Origin of the sequence: Actinoplanes xinjiangensis (assembly GCF_003148685.1) — a bacterium.
Lineage (GTDB): Bacteria > Actinomycetota > Actinomycetes > Mycobacteriales > Micromonosporaceae > Actinoplanes > Actinoplanes xinjiangensis.
Genome location: NZ_QGGR01000007.1, coordinates 432,701 through 457,086, shown reverse-complemented (window position 1 = coordinate 457,086; position 24,386 = coordinate 432,701). Strand labels below are relative to the sequence as shown.

The following is a 24,386-nucleotide window of genomic DNA, read 5'->3' as shown; positions in this document are numbered from 1 at the left end:
CGGCCGCCGCTGTCTCTCACCCGCAGCAGCCCACAAAGACCGACGCGGGTTGATCAGAAACTCTGATCAACCCGCGTTTAACACCAGCCACCTAGGTGAGCGTGGCACGCCTTGGTGGGAGCAGGACCTCGAAGAGCGCCGGGCGCGCTGGGAGGACGGCCTGCGCGCTCTGGAGACCTAGCCGACCCGCCGACCTACTAGCCCGCTGACTCGCCGACCCGTTGGCCTGTTGGCCCCTGACCCGCTGACCGGTTGACCCCGCTGACCCGTGGGCCCCGCTGACCCGCTGACCTGTTGGCCTGTTGGCCTGTTGGCCTGTTGGCCTGTTGGCCTGTTGGCCCGGTGGCCCGGTGGCCCGGTGGCCCGGTGGCCCGGTGGCCCGGTGTGAGGATCCGGTGTGGCCTGGGGCTGTCAAAACGCCCTGAACGCGGCGGTGGCGGCCGGTTCGATGAGGTCGGTGGTGAGGGGTGGTCGGTGGAAGGGGGGTGCTGTGTTTCTGCCGGGCGGGTGGGGTCAGGCTGGGTGGAGGCGGGGGTTCAGCCAGCGGAGCTGGGAGCGGGTGTGGACGGCATCGCCGTGTTCGTGGCCGTTGAAGCGGTACGTGTGCATGGTCTTGTCGGGCCCGGCGTAGTGGTTGTAGGCGGCGAAGCCGGTGCTCGGTGGGCACACCGCGTCCCGCAGGCCGATGCCGAAGTGGGCGGGCGCCGTCGCGCGGCGGGCGAAGTGGACGGCGTCGACGTAGGAGAGGGTGTTCCCGACGGCGGGCTCGGCGTCCCGGTGCACGGACAGGTAGGTGGCGATCTCGCCGTAGGGGGCGAGGTCGGTCAGCGACACGGCCCGCTGGATGTGGCAGAGGAACGGGGACGAGACGAGGACCGCGGCGAGGTCCGGGATCAGGCCGGCCACGGCGAGCGCCAGACCACCGCCCTGACTGTTTCCGATCACCGCGATGCGGGCCGGGTCGGTGCCGGGCAGTTCCCGTAGCGCCATCACAGCACGGAACGCGTCGGTGATCAGGCGGCGGTAGTAGTAGTCGTACGGGGAGAGGATCCCGCGGGTGGCCGGGCCGGGGCCGCCCATCGCCGTGCCGGACTCCGGGTCGGGGGTGTCGCCGCCGGAACCGTAGAGGTCGCCCTGGCCGCGATTGTCCATCAGCAGGTGGGCGTAACCGGCCGTGGCCCAGGTCAGACGCTCGTGCGGCAGGCCACGGCCACGGCCGTAACCGGCGTACTCGACGATCGCCGGCAGGGGGCCGGAGTGGCCGGCGGGCCGGGTGTACCAGGCGCGGACCGGCTGGCGGTCGAAGCCACCGAACGTGACGTCCCAGCAGTCGACGAGCGCGAGGTCGTTGGGTTCGGGACGGACCTCGAGAACTGCCGGGCCCGCGGCCGCGACGAGGGTCTTCAGCCAGAAGGCGTCGAAGTCGTCCGGTTCCGGCAGGTCCGGAACGTACCGTTCGAGCTGGTCGAGCGGCAGATCAAAAGCGGCCATGGCAAACCTCAGACGAAGGGCGACAGTGATGCCGTCGGTGCGGCGGACGGCGGTGGGGCGGTGGTTTCGCGGACGACCAGTTCGGTGACCAGGTCGATGCGGGTCATCGGGACGTCGATGCCCCGGGCCAGGTCGAGGACCATGCGGGCGGCGGTGCCGGCCATGTCGGCGACGTGCTGGTCGACGGTGGTGAGCGGGGCCGCCGCCCAGGCCGAGACCGGGACGTTGTCGTAGCCGACGATCGAGACGTCGGCGGGCACCCGGAGGCCGAGCTGCCGGGCCGCCCGGATCACGCCCATCGCCTGGATGTCGGAGCCGGCGAAGACCGCGGTGGGGCGGTCCGGCGTGGCGAGCAGTTGCATGCCGTGCTCATATCCGGCGTGGCCGGTGAAGGCGCCGTAGCGCACCAGGGACGGGAGCACGGGCAGGCCGGCCTCGTCGTGGGCGGACCGGAATCCGGCGACGCGGGCCCGGCTGCAGAGCACGTCGGCCGGGCCGGAGACGACGGCGATCCGGCGGTGGCCGAGATCGATCAGGTGGCGGGTGGCGAGCAGGCCGCCGTTGAAGTTGTTGGAGCCGACCGTCGGGGTCGAGGCCGCGGTGGCGCTGTCGGTGTCGAGGACGACGAACGGGATCCGCTGCCGGGTCAGCAGCCGCCGCTGGGACTCGGTCGGGTGGCAGAGCACCAGCAGTACGCCGAGCGGACTGCGGTGGAGCACGTCGTCGGCCCAGTGCCGGGGTGGCCGGTGCCGGCCGCCGAGCTGGGAGATCACCAGTTCCACCCGGGCCGGGGAGGTGACCTCCTCGACGCCGCGGATGACCTCCATGCACCAGGCCGTGTCGAACTCGTGGAAGACGAGGTCGAGGTGTCCGGTGACGGCGGGTGGACGGCGACTGCGCCGGCGGTAGCCGTGCCGTTGGAGGCTGTCCTCGACGAGGGCTCGGGTCCGGGCGGCCACGTCGGCACGCCCGTTGAGCACCTTCGAGACCGTCGTCACCGACACCCCGACGTCACTCGCGATGAGGGCGATGGTCGCGGACCCGTCAGACTTCGTCATCGAAAATCACGCACCGCCATCGGTAGTTGCGAATGGGCTTTCGCTCGAACCTGCTCGCACCCTAACCACAGAAGATCGATGGAGTCCACTGTTGATCGCCATCCGACGAGCCTTCCCATCAGGCTTGACATCGATTCGTAACGGACTTAGGTTCGCCGCCATACATCCCGGTTTTTCGATGAAAGTTTCGGAAGGCTGGCTCATGCTGACAGCCCAGGCAAGCCCGTCCACGTCCACTGAGGATCCACCCGACCCCCCGTTGCGGCCGCGTCGCCGATCCTGGGCGCAGGCGCTGCGACGGGACTGGCAGCTGTATTCGCTGGCCGTACTCCCGCTGCTGTTCTTCGTTGTGTTCCGTTATCTGCCGATGCTCGGGAACGTGATCGCGTTCCGGCGCTACGAGCCCGGCGGCGACCTGTTCGGCGAGTACTGGGTGGGGCTCCGGTATTTCCGGATGTTCCTCGCCGATCCGACGTTCTGGCAGGTCTTCACGAACACCGCGGTGATCGGCACGCTCACGCTGCTGTTCTGTTTCCCGCTGCCGATCGTGCTGGCCCTGCTGCTCAACGAGGTCCGCACCCGCTGGCTGAAGGGCTTCGTGCAGACCGTCTCCTACCTGCCGCACTTCCTGTCGATCGTGGTGGTGGCCGGCCTGATCCTGCAGACCGTCTCGATCGACGGTGTGGTCAACCAGGGGCTGCGCGCGATCGGGCAGGATCCGGTCGCGTTCATCCAGGAACCGGGTTGGTTCCGGACCATCTACGTGTCGTCGGAGGTGTGGCAGACCGTCGGCTGGGGCACGATCCTCTATCTCGCGGCGCTGACCACGATCGACAACGACCTGTACGACCAGGCGAAGGTCGACGGAGCGAACCGCTGGCGGCAGACCTGGCACGTGACGCTGCCCGGCATCCGCCCCACCATGATCACGCTGCTGATCCTGAACATCGGCACGTTCCTGGCGGTCGGGTTCGAGAAGGTCCTGCTGCTGTACAACCCGCTCACCTACGCGACCGCGGATGTCGTCTCCACGTACCTCTACCGGGTGGGCATCGTGTCGGGAAGTTTCAGCTACGCCGCCGCGATCGGGCTCTTCGAGTCGCTGATCGGGCTGGCCCTGGTGCTGGGCGCGAACTCGCTGTCGCGCCGCGTCGCGGGGACGAGCCTGTGGTAGGCGCGACCCGGGGATACCGGGCGTTCCAGGCGGTCAACGGGTTCGTGCTCACCGTCGTCGTACTGGTGACCCTGTTCCCGTTCGTCAACATCGTGGCCCGCTCGTTCAGTGGCGAGCAGGAGATCCGGTCCGGCCAGGTCAACATCTGGCCGAAAGGATTCAACCTCACCACGTACGACAAGGTCATGTCCGACGCGATGTTCTGGACCAACTACCGCAACACCGTGTTCTACACGGTCGTGGCCACCGTGATCGCGCTGGTCCTGACCACCTGCTACGCGTACGTGCTGTCGAAGCGGAACCTGAGGGGCCGCGGCCTGCTGGTCGGGATCGCGGTGTTCACGATGTTCTTCAACGGCGGCCTCATCCCCAACTACGTGCTGATCAGCTCGCTCGGCCTGCGCAACACGCTGTGGGCGATCGTGCTGCCCAACGCGATCAGCGTCTTCAACCTGCTCGTGATGAAGGCGTTCTTCGAAAGCCTTCCGACCGAGCTCGAGGAGGCGGCCGCGGTCGACGGCACCGGCACGTACGGCACGCTGCTGCGGATCGTGCTGCCGCTGTCCAAGGCGGTGCTCGCCACCATGCTGCTGTTCTACGCGGTGAGCTTCTGGAACTCCTGGTTCGCCGGGTTCCTCTACATGGACCGGCAGGAACTGTTCCCGGTCACCGTCTATCTGCGCAACCTGATCGCCGGCGCGACCTCGGGCACCGACAACAACGCCACCAGCGAGGCCGCGCTGCAGATCGCCGCGAGCATCCAGGCCGTCACGATCGTCCTGATCATGACGCCGATCATGCTCGTCTATCCCTTCATCCAGCGGTATTTCGTCTCCGGCGTCATGCTCGGCGCCGTCAAGGGCTAGGAGCACTCCCCCATGTTTCAGCTGACCAGGCGTCATCTCCTGACCGCCGCGGGCGCCGCGGCCGTGGCCGGGCTCGCCGGCTGCAGCGACGACGGTGGCGACACGTCGACCGACGACAAGCGGGCCGGCGCGATGGACGGGTTCAAAGTCGGCGACCAGTTCAAGGCCACCGAACCGGTCTCCTTCTCGATCATGATGCTCAGCAACCAGGCCTACCCGTACAAGGCGGACTGGCCGTTCTTCAAGGAGCTGGCCGCCCGGACCAATGTGACGCTGGAGTCGACGGCCGTGCCGGGCAGCGACTACAACCAGAAGCGCAGCGTCGTGGTGAGCGCCGGGGACGCGCCGATGATCATCCCGAAGACCTACCACCCGGACGAGGAGGCGTTCATCGCCGGCGGCGCGATCCTGCCGATCAGCGACTACGTCGACCTGATGCCGCATTTCAAGGAGAAGGTCGCCCGCTGGAACCTGCAGCCCAACCTGGACGGGTTCAAGGCTCAGGACGGCAAGTACTACCTGCTGCCCGGCCTGCACGAGAACGTCTGGCAGGACTACACGCTCGGGGTCCGCACCGACGTCATGGAGAGGCTCGGGCTCACCGCACCGCAGACCTGGGACGACCTGACGGGTGTGCTGCGGGAGATGAAGAAGGCCCACCCGGACCTCTATCCGCTGTCCGATCGCTGGAGCACTCCCCCGCAACCGGGCGCCAACAACCTGTTCGGCCTGCTCAGCACCGCGCACGGCACCCGCGCGGGCTGGGCCTGGAACCCGATGGAGTGGGACGCGACCGCCGGGAAGTTCGTCTACTCCGGCGGCATGGACCAGTACCGGCAGATGCTGGAGTACGTGAACACGCTGGTCAAGGAGGGTCTGCTCGACCCGGAGAGCTTCACCCAGACCGACGACATCGCCCGGCAGAAGTTCGCCAACGGCAAGTCGTTCATGATCAGCGTCAACGCACAGACGCTGGTCAACGAGGCGCGCAAGGACGTAGCCAAGCTCCCCGGGGCGAAGGTCGCCAAGCTGATCCTGCCGATCGGGCCGGCCGGCGCCACCCTGCCCGGTCACAACCGCCTGGAGAACGGCATCATGATCTCCAAGAAGGCGAAGGACTCGAAGAACTTCGTCGCCATGATGCAGTTCATCGACTGGCTCTGGTATTCCGACGCCGGCCTGATGTTCAGCAAGTGGGGCATCGAGGGGCAGACCTACACCGGCAACGTGGAAGACGGCAGCTTCAAGCTCGACCCGGGCATCAAGTGGGGTGGCCTGAACCCCGGCGCGCCCAAGGACCTCCAGGTCGACTACGGCTTCTCCAACGGCGTCTTCGCCTACGGCGGCAGCACGAAGATGCTGAACTCGCAGTTCTCCGAGGAGGAGAAGGCGTTCCAGGCCGAGATGAACAAGCGCCAGATCCGCCCGGTCGCGCCGCCCGCGCCGCTGACCATCGAGGAACGCGAGCAGGTCACCCTCTGGGACTCGGCGCTCAAGGACCACGTCTTCCAGAACACGCTGAAGTTCGCGCTCGGGCAGCGGCCGCTCTCCGAATGGGACGCCTACGTCAAGGAGCTGGAGGGCAAGAACTCCACGAAGTACGTGGACATCGTGAACAAGGCGTACGAGCGCTACAAGAAAGAGCACGGATGAGCCGGCTGCCGGCCGCCTGGCGCGCGTGCGTCGGGACCGGCCGGATGGAACTCGCCCTGCGCCGCGACCATCAGGACTCGCTCGCCCTGATCCAGCGGGAGATCGGGTTCCGGCACATTCGCGGGCACGGGCTGTTCAGCGACGGCATGGGCATCCACCGGCCGTTCACCCATCTCGGCGAGAAGCACGTACGGCACTCGTTCACCTATCTGGACCAGGTGGTCGACGCGTACCTCGGCATGGGTGTCCGGCCGTTCCTGGAGCTCGGTTTCATGCCCGACGGGCTGGCCTCCGGTGACCAGACGGTCTTCTGGTGGAAGGGCAACATCACGCCGCCGCGTTCCTGGTCGGCGTGGGCCGATCTGGTCCGCGACACGGTCACCCACCTGGTCGACCGGTACGGACTGGCCGAGGTCCGGCAATGGCCGATCGAGGTGTGGAACGAGCCGAACCTGACCCAGTTCTGGCTCGACGCGGACGCCGACGCCTATCACCGGCTCTACGAGATCACCGCGACGACGGTCAAGGACGTGGACCCGGATTTGCAGGTCGGCGGCCCGGCGATCTCGCCCGGCTCGGACAAGTGGCTGGAGACGTTCGCCGAATTCGTCGTCGCCCGGGACGTCCCGATCGATTTCGTCAGCCGTCACGCGTACACCTCCGGGCCGGCCCGGCACGTGCCGTTCGGAACACACCAGACGCTGGGCCCGGCATCACGGCTGCTGGAGCAGTTCGCGCTGCCCCGGCACCAGCTGGCCGGCACGCCGCTGGCCGGGCTCCCGGTGCACATCACCGAGTTCAACTCGTCCTATCGCCCGGACAACCCCGTTCACGACACGGCCTTTCACGCCGCCTATCTCGCGCCGGTCGTGGCGGCCGGCGGCGACCACGCCGATTCGTTCGCCTACTGGACGTTCAGCGACATGTTCGAGGAGGAGGGCATCCCGGTCGCGCTCTTCCACGGCGGTTTCGGCCTGCTCACCCACCGGCAGATCAAGAAGCCGACCTTCCATCTGTACGCGTTCATGGCGCGCATGGCCGACGAGATCCTGTCCCGCGGACCGGATCACCTGACGACCACCGACACCACCGGGCGGGTGACCGTTCTCGCCTGGGCGCCGGTCGACCACGAGGATCTGCGGAACTCGCCGTCCTCCCATGCGCTGCGGCTCTCCGTCCCGATGACCGGGTCGTCGGCGTTCCTGATGCGGTCGTCGGTCGACGAGCAGTACGGCAACGCGTGGGCGGCATGGCGGGAGATGGGCCGGCCGTCCTCACCGCTGCCCCGGCAACTGGATGCCCTGCGGGAGGCCGCCGAGCCGGTCCGCAGCCACCGCGGTCTGCCGATCGTCGACGGTCACGTCACCCTCGACCTGACGCTCTCCCGGCACGAGGTGACGCTCCTGGAGATCACGCCGGTCCGCGACGAGACACCGTCGTGGTGGGACGACGGCCACCTGCTCGGGATGCCGTCGTGAGCACCGCTCTCACCGAACGGTTCGGGACCGGGCTGCTGTCCCAGGCCGCCGCGATGGTCTACACACTGCTCGCCGTCGAACTGTTGTTCCTGGTCACCGCCGGGCCGGGGCTGGCGCTGCTGGTCCTGCTCGACCGGGACCCGTCGAACCTGCCGCTCGCGGCCCTCTGCCTGCTCCCGGTGGGGCCGGCACTGTCGGCGGCGATCTACGCGCTGCACCGGCGCCGGCTCGACCTGACCGACCTGCGCCCGGGTCCGGCGTTCCTGCGGGGCTACCGGCTGAACGCCGTGGGTGCGCTGAAGGTCTGGGGGCTGTGGCTGCTCGTGGTCACCCCGAACCTGTTCGCTCCCGGGGTTGCGCAACTGGTGGTGATCGCAGTCGCGACGGTGTGGATGCTGAACGCTCTCGTCGTCACGTCACTGTTCGTGTTCCGTGGGCGTGATGTGGCGCGGCTTTCGGCGTACCTCCTGATCCGCTCCTTCGGGGTGACGGTGAGCAACGTCTGCCTGATCGTCGTCGCCCTCGCCGGTGTCTGGCTCTGGTCCGAGGCCGTGCTCGCGCTGGCGGCGTCGCTGCTGGTCCTGGCGCTGCTCGGGAATGCCCGGCCGGCGATCGCCGTGGTCCGGAAGGAGTTCGTCGGGTGAAGATCCGGTACGGGGGCGACTACAACCCGGAGCAGTGGCCCAAGGAGGTGTGGGAGGAGGATCACCGGCTGTTCGACGCCGCGCACATCGACACGCTCACCGTGGGTGTGTTCACGTGGGCGCTCACGCAGCCCGGCCCGGACGTCTACGACTTCAGCACCCTCGACGCGATCATCGAGCGGGCGGCGGCCGCGGGGCGGCGGATCTGCCTCGCCACCGGCACCGGCGCGCATCCGGCCTGGCTCGCCAAGGCCCATCCCGAGGTGACCCGCACCGACTTCGAGGGCCGGCGGCATCGATACGGGCAGCGGCACAACTCGTGCCCCAGTTCCCCGGTGTTCCGGCGGATGTCCGCCGGGATCGCCCGCCGGATGGCCGCGCGATATGCCGGGCACGAGGCGATCGTCGCGTGGCACGTCGGCAACGAGTACGGCGGCGCCTGCTACTGCGACCTCTGTGCCGCCGCGTTCCGGGAATGGCTCCGTGAGCGCTACTCCACGCTGGAAGCACTGAACGCGGCGTGGTACACCAGATTCTGGTCGCACACGTTCACCGACTGGGACGAGATCGAGCCGCCGTCGGCGCTCACCGAACACTGGCGCGGTCCCGATCACACCGCCTTCCAGGGCATCACCCTGGACTACCTGCGGTTCATGTCGGACGCGATGCTCACCAACTTCCGCGACGAGAAGGCCGCGATCCGCTCCGCCGACCCGGTCACACCGGTGACGACCAACTTCATGGGCCTCTACCGTCCGATCGACTATCACCGGTGGGCCGCCGACCTCGACTTCGTCTCCTGGGACAACTACCCGCCGGACGACCGGTCGGCCGCCCGGATGGCGCTCGCCCACGATCTGATGCGCGGGATCAAGGACGGCCAGCCGTTCTGGCTCATGGAACAGACCCCCAGCGTGACCGCGTGCCGGGACGTCAACCCGCTGAAGCGGCCCGGGGTGATGCGGCTGTGGAGCTGGCAGGCGGTCGCGCACGGCGCCGACGCGGTGCTCTTCTTCCAGATGCGCGCCGGTCGCGGGGCCAGCGAGAAATACCACGGCGCGGTGATCGGCCACGCCGGCCGGGCGGACACCCGGGTCTTCCGTGAGGTCACCGCTCTCGGTTCGGAGTTGCACTCACTGGGCCCGGTGACCCTGGGCGCCCGTACCCCGGCGCGGGTGGCGCTGCTGTTCGACTGGGACAGCTGGTGGGCGCTGGAGATCTCCGACGGGCCGTCGCGGCTGGTCCGCTACCTGGACGTGGTCACCGCCTACCACCGGGCGCTGTGGCAACTCGGCGCCGACGTCGACGTGATCCCGGTGACCGCCGCCCTGGACCGCTACGACGTGGTCGTCGCACCCGCCCTGCACATGATCAAAGACGGTCTGGCCGATCGGTTGGCGGGGGTCGCGCGGCGCGGCGGCACGGTGGTCACCACGTTCCTGTCCGGCCGTGTCGACGAGGACGACAACGCCTTCCCCGCCGACGTACCGGGGCCGTTGTCGCCTCTGCTGGGGATACGGGTCGACGAGTGGGACGCCCGCGAGGCGACCTACGTCAACCCGGTGACCATGGACGGCTCGACGTTCGAGTCCCGGCTGCTGTTCGAACTGGTCATCGCCCAGGGCGCCGAGGTCGTCGGAACCTACGGCGCCGACTTCTACGCCGGCACCGCGGCGGTCACCCGCAACACGTTCGGCAGCGGTCACGCCTGGTATGTCGGGGCGGGCCTCGCCCAGGACGGGGTCGACCACGTGGTCCGGACGGTCCTCACCCGGCACGGTCTGCTCGGCCCGTGCGCCGACCTGCCGGACGTGGAGACCGCGGTCCGCGTCACCCCGGACGGCGACCGCCTGCTGTTCGTCCTCAACCACAGCGCGTCCCCGGTCGACCTGCCGCCCGCCTGCACCGGAACCGACCTGCTCTCCGGCCATCCGGTCCGAACCCTGGGCCCGAACGGGGTCGCCGTCTTCCGCCACTCACCGGCAGCGGGAAGTCCGGAAATCGCTGGAGGATGATCATGCCGCCGGGCGGCGGCAGGGCATGCTTCCGGCCCCTGGTCGGTGAAGAGCGGTGCTCAGCGGATCTCGGCCAGCCCGGGAGCCTCCACTGCCCGGAACACCGCGACGGCAGCCCCGTCGGCCGTGGCGATCACCCACACGTGGCCGGCGTGGGTCTGCTGGTGGTAACCCTGCCCGGGCTCGAGTTCGGAGTAGCGGATCCGCTGCCCGTCGCCGTCGAGCCGGTTGACGGTGACCTTCTGGTCGATGTCGTTCGCGAAGTAGATCGACGTCGGGGCGCCCTCGGTGTCGACCCGGCGGGGCCGTTCAGCGCTGGCGGGCAGCGCCTCGAGCCACTGCACGGACGGGGTGGTCGCGGTCGCCCGCTCCCCCGGCGGGGCGGTCGTGGGCGTCTTCCGGTCCGGTCCGGGCGAGAGGACCGCCCAGGCCACCGCCGCCAGCAGCAGGACGGCCACTACGACCGGGGCCGTCCGGCCGCGACGGCGGGACGTGGCCGGCGAAAGATCGTCGGATGGAACCGGCGGGATGTCGTCGGATGGAACCGGTGAAGAGTCGTCGAGGGGAACCGGCGAAGGCTCGTACGCCTGTGGGAGATCGGGCATCTTCTCGGTCACGCAATCACGGTAGAACGCCCGCGCACGGGTTCACCGGGGTCATGCGCTCCCGGCGTGGTGGGTGGCCGGGAAGTCCTCGGCGCCGAGGACACGCAGCAGTTCCAGGCGTTCCCGGGCTTCGGCGTCGGCCGGGGTCAGCACCAGCAGTTTCTGGCCGAGGTCCGGGGTGACCAGGGTTTCGCAGTCCATGGTCAGCCGGCCGACCCGCGGGTGCCGGAACGTCTTGCGGTCGGCACGCCGCTGCGCGACCTCGTGTTCCGCCCACAGCCGCCGGAAGTCGGCGCTCGCCGCCAGCAGCCGGTCGACCAGCCCGGTGACCAGCGGGTCACCGGCGCGACGGCCGGCGACCGCGCGCAGGTCGGCCACGTGCTGCCGGGCATGACGTTCCTGCTCCCCGGGTTCGGCCACGGCACGCGCGCCGGGCTCGGTGAACCAGCGGTGGATCAGATACCGGCGGTCTCCGGCGAAACCGGACTGATCGCCGCTGAGCAGCACCGACATCCGGTTCTGGGCCAGCACCTCACCCAGGTCGGAGATGACCATGGCCGGGGTGTCGCCGAGCAGGTCCAGCATGCGGATCAGACCGGCGCGGGCCAGGGCCGCCGGGCCGGCCGCGGGCGGAGGCTGGTGACCGGCCAGGCGGAACAGATGGGCGCGCTCATCCTCGGACAGGCGCAGCGCCCGGGCCAGAGCGGCGAGCAGCTGGGCCGACGGCTGGCTGCTGCGGCCCTGCTCCAGCCGTACCACGTAGTCAACCGACATGCCGGCGAGCATCGCCACCTCCTCCCGGCGCAGACCGGCCGTGCGGCGGCGGGGCCCGTCGGCGATCCCGACGTCGGCGGGGCGGATCGCGGCCCGACGGCGTCGCAGGAAGTCGGCCAACTCGTCACGCTGCATGGACCCATGCTGCCCCGCCCACCGCACGCGAGCCAGGGAGCGCCGCTCCCACGACAACCGCTCCTCTCCCGGGCCGGGGCGGACCGGCGCACGCTCGGTGCATGCAGAAACGAACTCTCGGCAGGACCGGGCCCCTCGTCTCCGCGCTGGGACTGGGCGCGATGGGCATGACCTCCGGCGCGTACGGGCCGGCTGACCGGACGGAGAGCATCGCCACCGTGCACGCCGCCCTGGACGCGGGCATCACCCTGATCGACACCAGCGACCACTACGGCAGCGGGCACAACGAGATGCTGCTGGCCGAGGCGCTGCACGGCCGGCGCCGCGACGAGTATGTGCTGAGCGTCAAGTTCGGGGCGCTGGTCGGACCGGACGGCGCCTTCCTCGGGCAGGACAACCGGCCGGCCGCGGTGAAGAATCAGCTGGCCCGGTCCCTGACCCGGCTCAGCGTCGATCACGTCGACGTCTACCGCCCGGCCCGGCTGGACCCGTCGGTGCCGATCGAGGACACAATCGGTGCGATCAAGGAGATGGTCGACGCCGGATACGTGCGGCACGTCGGGCTGTCCGAGGTCGGCGCCGCGACGATCCGCCGGGCGCATGCGGTGCACCCGATCGCCGACCTGCAGATCGAGTACTCACTGATCTCCCGTGCGGTGGAGTCGGAGGTGCTGCCGGTGCTGCGCGAGCTGGGGATCGGGATGACCGCCTACGGTGTCCTGAGCCGGGGGCTGATCTCCGGCCACTGGGATGCCGCCGCCGGGCGGGCCGGCGATCATCGTGCCATGCTGCCGCGCTTCGCCGGCGAGAACGGGCGGCACAATCTGACCTTGGTCGAGGGCCTGCGCCGGGTCGCCGACGAGAAAGGCTGCACGGTGGCGCAGCTGGCCATCGCCTGGGTCGCAGCGCAGGGCACCGACATCGTCGCGCTGGCCGGCGCCCGTACCCGCGAGCGGCTCTCCGAGGCGCTGCCCGCCCTGGACGTGGCACTCACCGCGGACGACCTCGCCCGGATCGAGGAGGCCGTCCCGGCCGGCGCGGCCCGCGGCGACCGCTATCCCGCCGCCATGATGGCAACGGTCGGCGTCGGCAACTGAAATCCTGGGCTCATTGGATAGGGCGACCCTGGGCGTCGGATGCCGGACTTGCGGAAGAAGTAGGTGTTGATCTGGTCTCGCCAGCGGAGTCACGTCAGCCCGGTGACAATGGTCAGCGCGACGTTCGAGTCCCGGTTGCTGGTCGAACTCGTTATCCCGGAGGGCGCCGAGGTCGTCGGAACCTACGGCGCCGACTGCTACGCCGGCAGCGCGGCCGTCACCCGTAACGCCTGGGGCGCCCGTGACGCCTGGCACGTGGGGACCGTTGTGGAGGACGCCGGTGTCACCGCGGTAGTCCACGAGATCTTGTCCGGGCACGGACTGCTCGGCTGATGCGCCGCCCTGCCGGACGTGGAGACCGCCGTCCGCCTGCACCCGCACCGACCTGCTCTCCAGCCACCCGATCCGGACGCTTGGTCCCAAGGCAGTCGCCTTCTACCGCAAACGGTCGCTCGCTCTTCAAGGCCGTGCGTCGGGCGCGCGGCCAAATGGCTCCCGCACTAAGGGCTCTCCCACAGCAAGCACCGCATGTCCAGTCACCCGACCGGTGATCTGGCCGCGGCGGAACAGTCCAGTTTGTTGGCAGTCCTGCGTTCGCGCGGCGCTGCACTCACGAACTCCGTCCACACCGGCGACGCTGGCTACTGACGCCGCAGCACCGATCTTGATCCGTTCTTTCTCGAAGGTCCCGCCGTCACCCGTGCGCCGCCGATCTTACTGCTGGCCTCATGCGTTCGTCGCACGCTCCGCGGAAGCCGTCGACGGATCCGGGGTTCAGAGACTTCGTGAGGGCTCGTTTCTCGGTCCGACTTTCTGGGATCCCTCGAGTAGCAGTACTCCGTCGAATATGGCCCGCTGCATCTCAGGCAGAGGGAAGTAATGCTGACGAGAGGGAGGGCGGTAACAGCTCATGACGCACAGAACCACCACAGTGGCCCCGCGCTGCAGCACGCCGGCTTCATGTTGCCAACGAATCAGATTACCGCGCCGGTCGCGGCCTTCCAACGACCCGATCTTATGAAAATAGCGGGAGGCAACTGCGAGGGAATCGCCCGCCAGAGACCGCCTGTGACGCACTCCATTCAAGAGGTGTGAAATCAGTATTCGGTCGAAAGTCGCACCGTTCAAGCTTCCACGGGATGCCAAGTAGAGCAGTTCTGAAATATGTCGGGGGCACGTCAATGTCGGCGGAGCCACCTGATGTCCGGCGGACTCGAGATGGCGCGGAAGGTATTTTCGAGTAACCTGACTGCCGGTCCAGCCAAACCGGGCCACCGTCTCGCTGTTGACCTGCGCTCGCTCCAGCAGGTCGATCAGAACATTGGCCGCCGTATTACTACTGGCATTTAGCATCTGGCTCAACAGTAATCTGACCGTAGCCGAATCCGCCGCAACAAGGAGATCATCTCGGCGCGTAGGATCGAGCCCATTAGGGTCGCCAACCCGGTTCGAGGCCTCAATCGGAACCTGCGTTTCAAATCTCAGATCTCCGCTGCCGATCCGACGGAAGGCCTCGCCCGCAATGAAAAGTTTTGCGAGACTTGCGGCAGACAACAGCCGAAGCCCGTCCGATTCGATCGAGAAAGAATTTCGACCGTCGACGATTGCAGCGAAACCGAATTCGGACCACGGCGGCGCGATCCGCGACAACTGCACGGCCAAGCCCTCAGGAACGGCAATCCTGGGCACCTCGAGCCGGGCACGCCCACCTGCCTCACCGCCGCCTACGTCCATCACGTTCACAATGCTACCCGAATCGATCGCAGATGGGAAAGATATCCGAAGCGGAACCCTAGAAATGACTCGGCATTAAGGATCAAGCGGTCCGGATCCGGCGCATATCCCGGCAAACTGTCGCCATACCGAGTGAAGGATTCGGCGAACTCGCAGAACACGAGGATAAAGAAGAGATGATGATCCATCTTATAGCTACGCCTCTCCGCTTGCCCCCACTTGTCGCCGCGGACGGCCCCTACCGTGTTGATCAAATTGAAGTGCGGCAAGAAAGCGTTCCAAAGCCTGAACGTGAGCGTTTGCCATCTATTCGGCTCCGCTACGCCGAAGTAGCCACTGGCATAATGTGCCAACGGATCATGCTTGAGCAACATCGGAACCGAGAATCGGCCGAGCGCTGTCGGGGCGGCAAACTTCGCTGCCAAGTGATACATCCCGGAGGCGAAGTCGCGCATTACTTCCAGTCGCCGCGTTTCGATGCTGGCCGTTTCAATAAACTCGGCCGAATCCAAATCGGTCAATACAACCCTACGATGGCGGAAGTCGAACTCGAAGTTACTGAACTCCGCTGAATAGCGAAATAAGCCGGCCATCGAGTATTGCCGGATACGTTCTCCCACCTGACGCGCCAACGCGCAGATGAGCCGGACCCTAGTATCCTCTGCGCTAGGATCGCCGATGATTCCGAATGCTTCGAGCAGTCGATGGTAGTAGAGGTCGCGGGAGGAATTCTTACCCGGATGAAGCGCTACTCCCTGCTGCGCCTCCGAAAGGCGCCATGGAAGCCGGTCGGGAGCCGCGCTGACGGCCACCCCCATAGATTCACCGCGAAATACCAGATCGGGATACCGGTAGACACGTAGTGGCGCAATGGCTGGCACCCCGGCATTCAACAACGCATGCGCGGCATCGAACTCCCGGCGAGCCTTGGACAGCGTAATCCCTCCGACAGGAGCAGCTGCTCCGTGGACAACGGCGAACCGGCCGTCTGGGCGGAATCCGAGATGTGGGTAGGTCATAAACGAGGTCAATGGCTGAGTGGTCGGCGGCGTCGCGGAAGAAAAGGTCCCTGAGGTGATCGGATCACGTCCGCGAGTTTCGTCCTCTGGATCGAACACACCGACGCCTTTGATCTTCGCGGCTTCGTACACTTGCCCAGAAGAGCATCCGGTGGGCCGTTCAAGAATATGCCAGGCCATCCGTCCCCGCCGGGGGAAAATCGGTGCCGTACGCCACGAAACGTAGTCATCTATCACTCTTTCGTCGAACTCTGAGAGGTGAACAGCGTTACAACTGGCATCGATTTCCGCCGGGAGGAACTCACGCATGAACGTCATTTCCTTCCACTTCACGACTCGGAGCCGGAACCATAGCTGATATCCTCCTGGATCCTCACGCCACTCCATAGCGCTCGGCGTATCATTTTGCATCGACTGCTAAAATTGCGCCGCGAGTGCATGGAATCTATTCCAGCGGCTCTGGAGGCGATGTCGATGGTGCACGCCGAGCAAGGCGACGAGCCGACCGCCCGCAGTGGCCCGAAGGGCCGCTTGCGAGCTGTCAGCGGCCCGACGATGGCCGGAGCGAGCGTCGTGACGGCCGGAATCGCCGGAGTCGTCGTCCAGCAGGGTCAGTACCTCCTCGGTGTCGCGATCGTCGTGGTAGGTGGTGTGATAGCTACGGCGGCAGAGATAGCGCTTCGCCGGTCAGCCACGCGCATCCGATCCGACCGTGACGCGGCCCAGGTCTCAGGCTCCACGACGGACAAGGCACCCGACATGTTGCCGGCCGCGCCCGACCACTTCGTCGGTCGTGTGGACGAACTGCGCCGCCTTACTGTCGAACTCGAGCGGTCGGACAGCACTGAAACAATGGTAATCTCCTCTCTGGAGGGCATGGGCGGAGTTGGAAAGACGTCGATGGCCATCCACTGGGCTCATTCTATCGGCGACCGATTCCCGGACGGACGGTTGTATGTAGACCTTCGCGGATTCGGCCCCGGATCTCCGATGAGTCCGATAGATGTCATGGCATCTTTCCTCGACGCATTCGGAATCAAGAAGCCGGTTGACAGTTCAGACCTGCCGATGCTTCAGCAGGCCTACCTCGGCCTGCTGTGGAAGAAACGGATTCTCATTGTTCTTGACAACGCTCGAGACAGGGATCAGGTTGAGCCACTCATACCGGACACGCCGGGCAGCTTTGTCATCATCACAAGCCGCAACCGCATGCCTGACCTTGCCAATTCCACTACGATCGCCCTCGACGTGCTCTCCGACTTGGAGGCATTCGACCTGATCCGCAGCCATCTCACCGCGAAAATCGTTGCAGCGAATCCGGGCGCGGTCGAGGACATAGTCAGCATATGCGGCAACCTCCCGCTTGCCTTGAGCATTGTCTCTGCAACCGCCGCTACAATGCCGGACGTTCCGCTCGGCGGAATGGTGGACCAGTTGCGACGTTCACGCGAGAGCATCATCCGCGACATCCGCCAAGCGGACGGCGGGGCGCCGACGTTCGTGTTCGAGTGGTCCTACGAGCAGCTCTCCGCCTCCACTGCAACAGCCTTCCGGCTCCTGAGCTTCCACCCGTCGACACCCTTTTCGTTGCGGGCGGCGGCGAGCCTGTTGGGAAAAAGCGTAGAGGACTCCGCCGCCGCGCTCGACGAACTCGCTGCCAACTATCTGGTAAGCGAGCACGGCCAAGGCGAGTACGCCTTCCATGACCTGCTCCGTGACTACGCGACTTTGCTCCGTTCGACTACCGACGATCACGCAACCGGAACCGCCGCCACACGTCGGCTCGTCGACTATTACCTGCGGAGTTCCCATGCTGCGGCAGCAGCGATAAACCCATTAAGAAAACAGATAAGGCTTGTCAATAACATCCACCGGGTTAAGTCTGAGGAGTTCCGCGGCTTTGACGATGCCGCCTCCTGGCTCGACCACCATTACCTTCTTCTCCTCGAAGTCATCGATCTGGCCGCCCGTGCCGACTTGAACGACCACGCCTGGCAGCTTGCCTGGGCCGTCGGTGATTCAATCGACCGCAACCTCCATTGGGGGCCTCTCGGCGAGGCCATGCAGGTTGCCAATGAAGCCGCCGCGCGCGGCAATAGCAAACTCGGACTGGCCATCACACTACGTTGGCTGGGCCGGGCAAAGATGAAAGTCGGCGCCTACGACGACGCTCGGACACGCTTCCTCGGAGCGCTGGAGCTGGCTAATTCCTCCGGTGACAAGAACGAACAAGCGTTGTGTTATCACAACCTGGCGCTGCTGGAGGAGGAGCTAGGACGATACGCTGAGGCTCTAGAGCTGACCCAGCTGGCCTTGCCGAGGTATGAGACGGGCAAGGATGCAAGCGGCGAAGGCCGGGGGATCAACGCCGTCGGGTGGGCGCTCACCCTTCTCGGCCGTCACCGAGAAGCCGTGGAACACTGCGACAAGGCCCTCGGGATGCTCCGGCAGATAGGCGACCGGCAAGGCCAGGCCGACACGCTGGACAGTTTGGGACACGCCTATCGAGGCCTGGGAGACTTGGCGGCCTCCGTGGAGTCGTACCGCCGGGCTGTCGCGATGTATGCCGAGATTGGAAACCTTCCGGCTGAGGCCGCCACCCTTGAGTATCTGGGGGCGGTCTTCGTCACGATGGGCGAGCATGGCCGTGCCGCAGAATCATGGCGACATGCTTTGAAGATCAAAAGGGATCTGGGCTTGCCTGGCGCTGAGAAGCTGCTGCAGCGCTTAGAAGATCTCCGAGGTGCTCGATTCCCACGTCCGATCAGGTGGGCCAAGGGACTCGGCAAGAGGTTATGAGGTGCATGCCTTCCTGCCGAGGAGTCACACACTTTCTCTACTGGCCGCCGACGCCGACCTCATCCGCGGGGCAAGGCCACCGAGTCGCCCACGTCCCACGCGACCGTCATGCAAGACGGCTACTACTTACGCTCATTCCATCAATCGATTTCGGCCCGGCGCGCCGCGTCAGTGGATGGGGCGGCCCTTCGCGTCGGGGATGCCGGACTTCCGGTAGAAGTAGGTGTTGACCTGGTCGCGCCACTCCTCGGCGCTGCGGAGTTGCTCGGCGAGGCGCTCGGTCACGCGGGCGTGCACGGCCGGGTCCACCAGGTCGGCCATCTCCCGCCACTGCGACCGCATCTCGGCGACCCGCCGGGCGCCGGCGAAACGGGTGTCGTAGATGTGCTGGATGACGGTGACGCCACTGCGCAGCACGTGCGTGTACGGGACGTGGTGGAAGAACAGGAGCAGCTCGTCCGGGCAGGTGTCCCGGGACTCGTAACGGTCCGACCACGGGGCGGGGTACTGGGCGGTGAAACCCGTACCGGTGGCGACGGTGCGGTCGACACCCACGCCGTCGCGGTCGGCGAAGTGGTAGGTGCCCCACGGGGTGTACTCGTAGCCGTCCACGTCGGGGCCGTAGTGGTGGCCGGGGCGGACCATGAAACCGACCCCTAGCGGAGCCGTGTACTGCTCATACGTCTGCCACGAGTCGTCCATCAGCGTGTGCAGCGTCCGCCGGAGCCGGTCCGGGGCGTCGGAGAAGGTCAGGGTGATCCACTCGTCGAGGATCTCCGTGGGGTCACGGTCGGGCCTCCAGGCGAGTCGGCCGACGGCATACAGGTTGGCCTGCGCCAACGGGTGCCCGGTCCAGAAGGGGTCATCACCCACGTTGGAAACGGCCGACAAGACCCCTCCCCCAGAGGTACGGCCGGAGGCCGCTCCCCCGAGACCGGCACCCGAGGCGGCGGCCGACGGTCCGGCAGCGGCCGGCTGTTGCTGGACGACCGGCGATCCGGCAGCGGCCGGTAGTCCCGGGGCGGCCGGCGATCCGGGGGCAGCAGGCGATCCGGCGGCAGCAGGCGATCCGGGGGCGCCGGAGAGCATGGCCGCCAGGGTCGGGGCGTTGTCGCCGGTGGCGCGGAAGCCGAGGATCCCGCTCCACATCGGGGGCAGGTAGCAGAGGTGTCTCTGCTGGCCGGTGTACTCCTGGGTGACCTGGAGTTCCAGAGCCAGGCGGGTCCTCGGCATCGCGAACAGCACCGGCGACACCGGCTCGCGGGTCTGGAAGTCCATCGGCCCGTGCTTGACCTGGAGGATCACGTTGTCGGCGAACCGGCCGTCGAGCGGGGCGAAGTGGTCGTGGGCGGCCCGCGCACGGTCGGTGGACCGGTCCCGCCAGTCCTGGTGGTGGTTGTAGACGAACGCCCGCCAGCGGACCGGCGCGCCGTGGGGTGCCAGGGCGGCGGCGAGCATGCCGGCGCCGTCGGCGTGGGTGCGGCCGTAGGTGAACGGGCCGGGCTGGCCTTCGGAGTCGGCCTTCACCAGGTAGCCGCCGAAGTCGGGGATCGTCGCGAACACCCGGTCGGTGGTGTCCGACCACCAGCGGCGGACGCGTTCGTCGAGGGGGTCGGCGGTCGGCAGGTCGCCGAGGATCACCGGGGCGGCGAAATTGACCGCCAGGTGGACGCGTATGGCGTACGGCCGCAGGGTTGACGCGATGGCCGCGACCTCGCCGAGCCGGTCGGTCAGCAGGTGGGTCTCGCCCGCGTGGACGTTGACGTTGTTGACGGTGACCGCGTTGACGCCGGACGCCGCCAGCAACCGGGCGTATTCGCCGACGCGGGTCAGGTCGTCGCGGAGCCTTCCGTCGCGCCAGAAGAGCGAACCGCCGGCGTAGCCGCGTTCGACCTGGCCCATCACCGGGTGCACGTCGACGTTGTCCCAGTGGTCGAGGACGCGCAGACCGAAGGCCGGCTCGTGCCGCTCGCCGGGCAGGGCCGGGTCGAAGGCGGCCTCACCCCGGCGGACCACCTCGAACATGCCGTAGAGCAACCCGGCCGGACCGTCGGCGGTCACCACCGTGGCCGCACCGCGCCGCCCCAGCCGATAGCCCTCCCCACTGCCGGAGGCAAAGGCGGGCACGGCGGGCACGGCGGCGGAGCCAGGGAGGGCGGCGGCGGAGCCAGGGAGGGCGGCGGCGGAGCCAGGGAGGGCGGCGGCGGAGCCAGGGAGGGCGGCGGAGGACGCGGCGAGGGTCGCGGCGGGCGCGGTGGCAGAGGCGGCAGGGGCGGTGGCCGGGGCAGCAGGGGCGGTGGCCGGGGCGGTGGTGAGGATCAGGTCGGCCGGGGCTTCCGGCGTTACCAGGGCACCGCCGAAGAGGGAGCAGGCCCGGGAGACCTCGGCTCGGACGGTGTCGGCGAGCGGGCCGGCGGCGTCGATCCGGACGCGGCGGGACCCGAGGGCGCGGAACGCCGACGACGGCAGCCAGGCCGGGTGGATCGTGGGGGACGGTGTGTCGGGCACGGCGACTCCGGCGGGTCGGGGGATGACGGGCCGCATCCCATTGAAGTCATCTGATGTCCGGACGTCGAGCCCGAGTTTTGAACGGTTCCAAGATGATCTTGCAGAGGGCGGCCGTCATCACTCCCCAGCGCAGCTGAAACGATCCATACATTTACACGCCGGTAACCGTTGACGGGCCCGGCGCACCGTTGGAGACTCGCTGGAAAGCGCTTTCCTACCGCACATCCCCTCGGGAGGAACGAAGAGCATGAGTCCCCGTACCGGAAGATTGTGGAAAGCGTGCGTCGCGGTCGCCGTGCTGGCCGCCGCCCTGCCCGCGTCACCCGTCGCCGCGAAACCGCGCGGCGGTCCGCAGATGGAACGCCTCGACCGCGGCCTGGTCGCGGCCGCGACCAGCGAGGGTGTCTTCCTGAGCTGGCGGTTGCTGGCGAACGAGGCCACCGGCTCCTCGGCGACCGGCCTGACCGGGGCGAACTTCGGGGTCTACCGGGACGGCCGGCGGATCGCGACGGTCACCGACAGCACCAACTTCCTGGACCGCGACGGCACCGCCACCTCCCGCTACCGGGTCAGTGGATCGCGGACGGTCACGCCCTGGGCGGCGAACCACACCGAGTTGCCGCTGCAGAAGCCGGCGGACGGTCCCGCCTACACCTACTCGGCGAACGACCTGAGCGTCGGCGACGTGGACGGTGACGGGCGGTACGAATACATCGTCAAGTGGGACCCGTCCAACTCCAAGGACGTCTCCCAGGTCGGGTACACCGGCCCGGTCTACATCGACACCTATCGCGCCGACGGCAGGCTGCTGCACCGCATCGACCTGGGCGTGAACATCCGGGCCGGCGCGCACTACACCCAGTTCCTGGTGTACGACTTCGACGGCGACGGCCGCTCGGAGATGATGCTGAAGACGGCCCCGGGCACGAAGACCATCCGGGACGGCCGGGAGCGGTACATCACGACCCCCGGTCACGCCCCGACCGAGGACCACCGGTTGAGCGCCGCCGGATACCACGAGCACGTCGTGCGGATGTTCCTCGGCTGGCACCGGCATCCGGAGGTGGTGGCGGGGCGCTGGCCGGCGACGCTGGAGCAGGCGTTCGGCATCACCCCGCAGTATCAGTACCCGTTGAGCCGCGCCGACGCCGAGAAGCTGACCGACTACTTCATGGACGTCTACGCGCCGTCCCGCAGTGCCCGTAACAACCTGCGGGCGTTCGAGGGCTTCATCGTCGACGGCCCGGAGTACCTGACCGTCTTCGAGGGTGCGACCGGCCGTGAGTTGCAGACCATCGAGTACAAGCCGGGCCGGCACGACGACGGGCTGATGTGGGGCGACTACGCGATGCCCCGGATCGAGCCGGGCAACCGGGTGGACCGGTTCCTGGCCGGGGTGGCCTACCTGGACGGCAGGCACCCGTCGGCGGTGTTCGCCCGCGGCTACTACACCCGCACGACGCTGGTCTCCTACCGGTGGACGGGCCGCAAGCTGGTCGAGGACTGGTATGTGGACTCGGGCTGGACGCCGATGACGAACCCGTTCAACGACTCCCCGCACGGGCGGGACGGGACGTCGGCGCAGTACGGCAAGCTCACCACGCAGGGCTTCCACTCCCTCAGCGCGGCCGACGTGGACGGCGACGGCAGGCAGGAGATCGTCTACGGCGGGGCCACCATCGACGACGACGGTGACCTGCTGTACTCCTCGTTCGGCGCCCTGCCCACCGGGGAGCGGGCGCGGCTCGGTCACGGCGACGCCATGCACGTGACCGACATCGATCCGGACCGGCCGGGTCTGGAGATCTTCACGGTGCACGAGGGTGGCACCTCGGCCCCGTACGGCATGGCGATGCGGGACGCGAAGACCGGCGAGGTGCTGTTCGGGACGTACTCGGGGCGGGACACCGGCCGCGGCATGATCGGTGACGTGCTGCCGGGCACCCGGGGCATCGAGTCGTGGGCGAGCATGCCCGGCGGCTCCGAGGCGCTCGGCCTGCACAGCGCCACCGGCGAGGTGCTGACCGGCACGATCCCCGGCACGAACGCGAGCATCCGGTGGGCGGCCGACCTGACCACGCAGATCGTCAACGGGGCGCAGGACGTCACACCGACGATCGACGACTGGACCCGGGGCCGGCTGCTGACCGCCGACGGGACCCTGACGAACAACGGCACCAAGGGCAACCCGGGTCTGGTCGCCGACGTCCTCGGTGACTGGCGTGAGGAGTTGCTGGTCCGGACCGCCGACAGTTCGGCGATCCGGATCTACCTGAGCACCGAGGTGACCGGCCACAAGCTGTACACGCTGATGCACGACCCGCAGTACCGGGTCGAGGTGGCCCGTCAGCAGACCACCTACAACCAGCCGTCGTACCCGAGTTTCTACCTTGCCTCGGACACCGACTGGTCGAAGGTGCCGCTCAACGTCCGGACCAGGTGATCGACGACGTAGCGGGCGTCGTCCTCGATGCCGTGCAGGAACGTGGACCGGCGGCGGCGTAGTACCGGCAGGCCCAGGGCGTACAGCCCGGGAACGCCGGTCACGCCGCCGTCGTGGCGCAACCGGCCCTTCTCGTCGACGACCGGAACGTCCAGCCAGGAGTAGTCGGGCCGGAACCCGGTCGCCCACACGATCGTGCCGATCTCACCACCGTGGAGATCGAGTCGCAGCCGCGGCCGGTCCGGTACCCGGGTCGGTTCGAGCACGACCCGGTCGGTCAGTCCGGCCCACTCGTCGAACCCGGCCAGCATCCGGTTCGCCTTGAGGTCGGCGAGCGAGCACACGTTGCGCAGCCCGCCGGAGAACAGCGCCCATCCGTCACGCACCGCGGCCAGCCGGCCGACCAGCTCGACCCCGGCCGCGGTCAGTGTGTTGAGGTCGACCTCGGCACCACCGGCGAGCTGGGGCGACGGCAGCCGCCGGGCCCGGTCGAGATCGTCGACCTCGTCGTACCGCTGCGCCCAGAGCCCGGACTCGTGCATCCACCACAGCACGTCACGGTCACGGTGCCGGCGCGGCATGCGGGTGTGCTCCCCCACCGCGAGCACCACGTGCCGGCCGGCCGCCCGCAACTCGGCGGCCGGTGCGCTGCCACAGATCGCGACCGAGGCGGTGGCGGTCGGCGCGGGTGCGCTGTGGACCCAGTTCGGGGTGATCAACCAGGAGGGGGCGGACATCGCCGAGGCGGGCGGCCTGACCGTGGTCATGGACCGCTGCCTGAAGGTCGAACACGCCCGCTACGTGGGGCGGATGCACTGGCTCGGTTTCAACACGTCCCGGATCACGTCGGTACGGGGCGGCCTGCAGTGACACGCCGCCGCGCGGGACCGCGG

The 24,386-nt window shown here is 67.9% G+C and carries 19 protein-coding genes; 11 read left to right on the top strand and 8 right to left on the bottom strand.

All coding sequences use genetic code 11. From position 1 onward, the window contains the following. Window positions 1-513: 513 nt before the first annotated feature. Both BC793_RS18970 and BC793_RS18965 read right to left on the bottom strand, forming a co-directional pair. Entirely contained in the window at window positions 514-1,491 is a 978-nt protein-coding gene (locus tag BC793_RS18970) for an acetylxylan esterase (protein ID WP_109593965.1), read from the bottom strand. Between the two features lie 8 nt (window positions 1,492-1,499). Beyond that, window positions 1,500-2,549, bottom strand: a complete 1,050-nt coding sequence (locus tag BC793_RS18965) for a LacI family DNA-binding transcriptional regulator (RefSeq protein ID WP_109593963.1) — start codon at window positions 2,547-2,549, stop codon at window positions 1,500-1,502. A 202-nt stretch (window positions 2,550-2,751) separates the two neighbouring features. Between BC793_RS18965 and BC793_RS18960 the strand changes: the two genes are divergently transcribed. The 6 genes from BC793_RS18960 to BC793_RS18935 are packed head-to-tail and all read left to right on the top strand — an operon-like array spanning window position 2,752 to window position 10,379. Beyond that, window positions 2,752-3,723, top strand: a complete 972-nt coding sequence (locus BC793_RS18960) for an ABC transporter permease (protein ID WP_109593961.1) — start codon at window positions 2,752-2,754, stop codon at window positions 3,721-3,723. After that, a complete protein-coding gene (locus BC793_RS18955; protein ID WP_109593959.1) occupies window positions 3,717-4,589 on the top strand; it encodes a carbohydrate ABC transporter permease in 873 nt (290 codons plus the stop codon). Before BC793_RS18960 ends, BC793_RS18955 begins: the two co-directional genes overlap by 7 nt. A 12-nt stretch (window positions 4,590-4,601) precedes the next feature. Continuing rightward, complete coding sequence (locus BC793_RS18950; protein ID WP_109593957.1) at window positions 4,602-6,242, top strand: ABC transporter substrate-binding protein; 1,641 nt, start codon at window positions 4,602-4,604, stop codon at window positions 6,240-6,242. Further along, on the top strand, window positions 6,239-7,720 hold the full coding sequence (locus BC793_RS18945) for a GH39 family glycosyl hydrolase (RefSeq protein WP_109593955.1): 1,482 nt from the start codon (window positions 6,239-6,241) through the stop codon (window positions 7,718-7,720). Before BC793_RS18950 ends, BC793_RS18945 begins: the two co-directional genes overlap by 4 nt. Then, complete coding sequence (locus BC793_RS18940; protein ID WP_109593953.1) at window positions 7,717-8,364, top strand: hypothetical protein; 648 nt, start codon at window positions 7,717-7,719, stop codon at window positions 8,362-8,364. Before BC793_RS18945 ends, BC793_RS18940 begins: the two co-directional genes overlap by 4 nt. Continuing rightward, window positions 8,361-10,379, top strand: a complete 2,019-nt coding sequence (locus tag BC793_RS18935) for a beta-galactosidase (RefSeq protein WP_109593951.1) — start codon at window positions 8,361-8,363, stop codon at window positions 10,377-10,379. Before BC793_RS18940 ends, BC793_RS18935 begins: the two co-directional genes overlap by 4 nt. A 59-nt stretch (window positions 10,380-10,438) precedes the next feature. On the opposite strand, the gene BC793_RS18930 is transcribed toward BC793_RS18935, so the two are convergent. Both BC793_RS18930 and BC793_RS18925 read right to left on the bottom strand, forming a co-directional pair. Next, a complete protein-coding gene (locus BC793_RS18930) occupies window positions 10,439-10,996 on the bottom strand; it encodes a hypothetical protein (protein ID WP_109593949.1) in 558 nt (185 codons plus the stop codon). A 39-nt stretch (window positions 10,997-11,035) separates the two neighbouring features. Continuing rightward, window positions 11,036-11,893: a helix-turn-helix transcriptional regulator gene (locus BC793_RS18925; protein WP_109593948.1), complete on the bottom strand. Its 858-nt coding sequence runs from the start codon at window positions 11,891-11,893 to the stop codon at window positions 11,036-11,038. 101 nt (window positions 11,894-11,994) lie between these two features. Here BC793_RS18925 and BC793_RS18920 point away from each other — a divergent pair, with 101 nt between their 5' ends. Then, window positions 11,995-12,990 carry an aldo/keto reductase gene (locus BC793_RS18920; RefSeq protein ID WP_109593946.1) on the top strand — a complete coding sequence of 332 codons (996 nt, stop codon included), beginning with the start codon at window positions 11,995-11,997 and terminating at the stop codon, window positions 12,988-12,990. A 66-nt stretch (window positions 12,991-13,056) separates the two neighbouring features. Next, window positions 13,057-13,323, top strand: a complete 267-nt coding sequence (locus BC793_RS18915; protein WP_211340640.1) for a beta-galactosidase trimerization domain-containing protein — start codon at window positions 13,057-13,059, stop codon at window positions 13,321-13,323. Between the two features lie 441 nt (window positions 13,324-13,764). Here BC793_RS18915 and BC793_RS18910 read toward each other — a convergent pair whose 3' ends face one another. Together BC793_RS18910 and BC793_RS48885 are read right to left on the bottom strand one after the other, a co-directional pair. After that, window positions 13,765-14,724 (bottom strand): serine hydrolase, encoded by a 960-nt coding sequence (locus BC793_RS18910; RefSeq protein ID WP_239170060.1) that lies wholly within the window; start codon window positions 14,722-14,724, stop codon window positions 13,765-13,767. 5 nt (window positions 14,725-14,729) lie between these two features. Beyond that, window positions 14,730-16,052 (bottom strand): SET domain-containing protein, encoded by a 1,323-nt coding sequence (locus tag BC793_RS48885; protein ID WP_146246332.1) that lies wholly within the window; start codon window positions 16,050-16,052, stop codon window positions 14,730-14,732. A gap of 264 nt (window positions 16,053-16,316) precedes the next feature. Here BC793_RS48885 and BC793_RS18900 point away from each other — a divergent pair, with 264 nt between their 5' ends. Next, window positions 16,317-18,542, top strand: a complete 2,226-nt coding sequence (locus BC793_RS18900; protein WP_158319302.1) for an ATP-binding protein — start codon at window positions 16,317-16,319, stop codon at window positions 18,540-18,542. Between the two features lie 168 nt (window positions 18,543-18,710). Here BC793_RS18900 and BC793_RS50625 read toward each other — a convergent pair whose 3' ends face one another. After that, on the bottom strand, window positions 18,711-21,050 hold the full coding sequence (locus BC793_RS50625) for an alpha-glucuronidase (protein WP_249037382.1): 2,340 nt from the start codon (window positions 21,048-21,050) through the stop codon (window positions 18,711-18,713). A 247-nt stretch (window positions 21,051-21,297) separates the two neighbouring features. On the opposite strand from BC793_RS50625, the gene BC793_RS52305 reads away from it, so the two are divergent. Further along, a complete protein-coding gene (locus BC793_RS52305) occupies window positions 21,298-23,493 on the top strand; it encodes a rhamnogalacturonan lyase (RefSeq protein ID WP_109593936.1) in 2,196 nt (731 codons plus the stop codon). On the opposite strand, the gene BC793_RS18885 is transcribed toward BC793_RS52305, so the two are convergent. Further along, on the bottom strand, window positions 23,436-24,074 hold the full coding sequence (locus tag BC793_RS18885; protein WP_203896243.1) for a hypothetical protein: 639 nt from the start codon (window positions 24,072-24,074) through the stop codon (window positions 23,436-23,438). The two genes, BC793_RS52305 and BC793_RS18885, sit on opposite strands and share 58 nt — an antisense overlap. Here BC793_RS18885 and BC793_RS18880 point away from each other — a divergent pair. Continuing rightward, complete coding sequence (locus BC793_RS18880; protein WP_239170061.1) at window positions 24,073-24,363, top strand: CoA-binding protein; 291 nt, start codon at window positions 24,073-24,075, stop codon at window positions 24,361-24,363. The genes BC793_RS18885 and BC793_RS18880 overlap by 2 nt on opposite strands. Window positions 24,364-24,386 lie beyond the last annotated feature (23 nt).

Coding starts and splice junctions, on each gene's coding strand:
- BC793_RS18970 (WP_109593965.1), bottom strand. CDS start 1,491: ATGGCCGCTTTTGATCTGCCGCTCGACCAGCTCGAACGGTACGTTCCG.
- BC793_RS18965 (WP_109593963.1), bottom strand. CDS start 2,549: ATGACGAAGTCTGACGGGTCCGCGACCATCGCCCTCATCGCGAGTGAC.
- BC793_RS18960 (WP_109593961.1), top strand. CDS start 2,752: ATGCTGACAGCCCAGGCAAGCCCGTCCACGTCCACTGAGGATCCACCC.
- BC793_RS18950 (WP_109593957.1), top strand. CDS start 4,602: ATGTTTCAGCTGACCAGGCGTCATCTCCTGACCGCCGCGGGCGCCGCG.
- BC793_RS18945 (WP_109593955.1), top strand. CDS start 6,239: ATGAGCCGGCTGCCGGCCGCCTGGCGCGCGTGCGTCGGGACCGGCCGG.
- BC793_RS18925 (WP_109593948.1), bottom strand. CDS start 11,893: ATGCAGCGTGACGAGTTGGCCGACTTCCTGCGACGCCGTCGGGCCGCG.
- BC793_RS18920 (WP_109593946.1), top strand. CDS start 11,995: ATGCAGAAACGAACTCTCGGCAGGACCGGGCCCCTCGTCTCCGCGCTG.
- BC793_RS18910 (WP_239170060.1), bottom strand. CDS start 14,724: ATGGACGTAGGCGGCGGTGAGGCAGGTGGGCGTGCCCGGCTCGAGGTG.
- BC793_RS48885 (WP_146246332.1), bottom strand. CDS start 16,052: ATGCGTGAGTTCCTCCCGGCGGAAATCGATGCCAGTTGTAACGCTGTT.
- BC793_RS52305 (WP_109593936.1), top strand. CDS start 21,298: ATGAGTCCCCGTACCGGAAGATTGTGGAAAGCGTGCGTCGCGGTCGCC.
- BC793_RS18880 (WP_239170061.1), top strand. CDS start 24,073: ATGCGGGTGTGCTCCCCCACCGCGAGCACCACGTGCCGGCCGGCCGCC.
- BC793_RS18885 (WP_203896243.1), bottom strand. CDS start 24,074: ATGCCGCGCCGGCACCGTGACCGTGACGTGCTGTGGTGGATGCACGAG.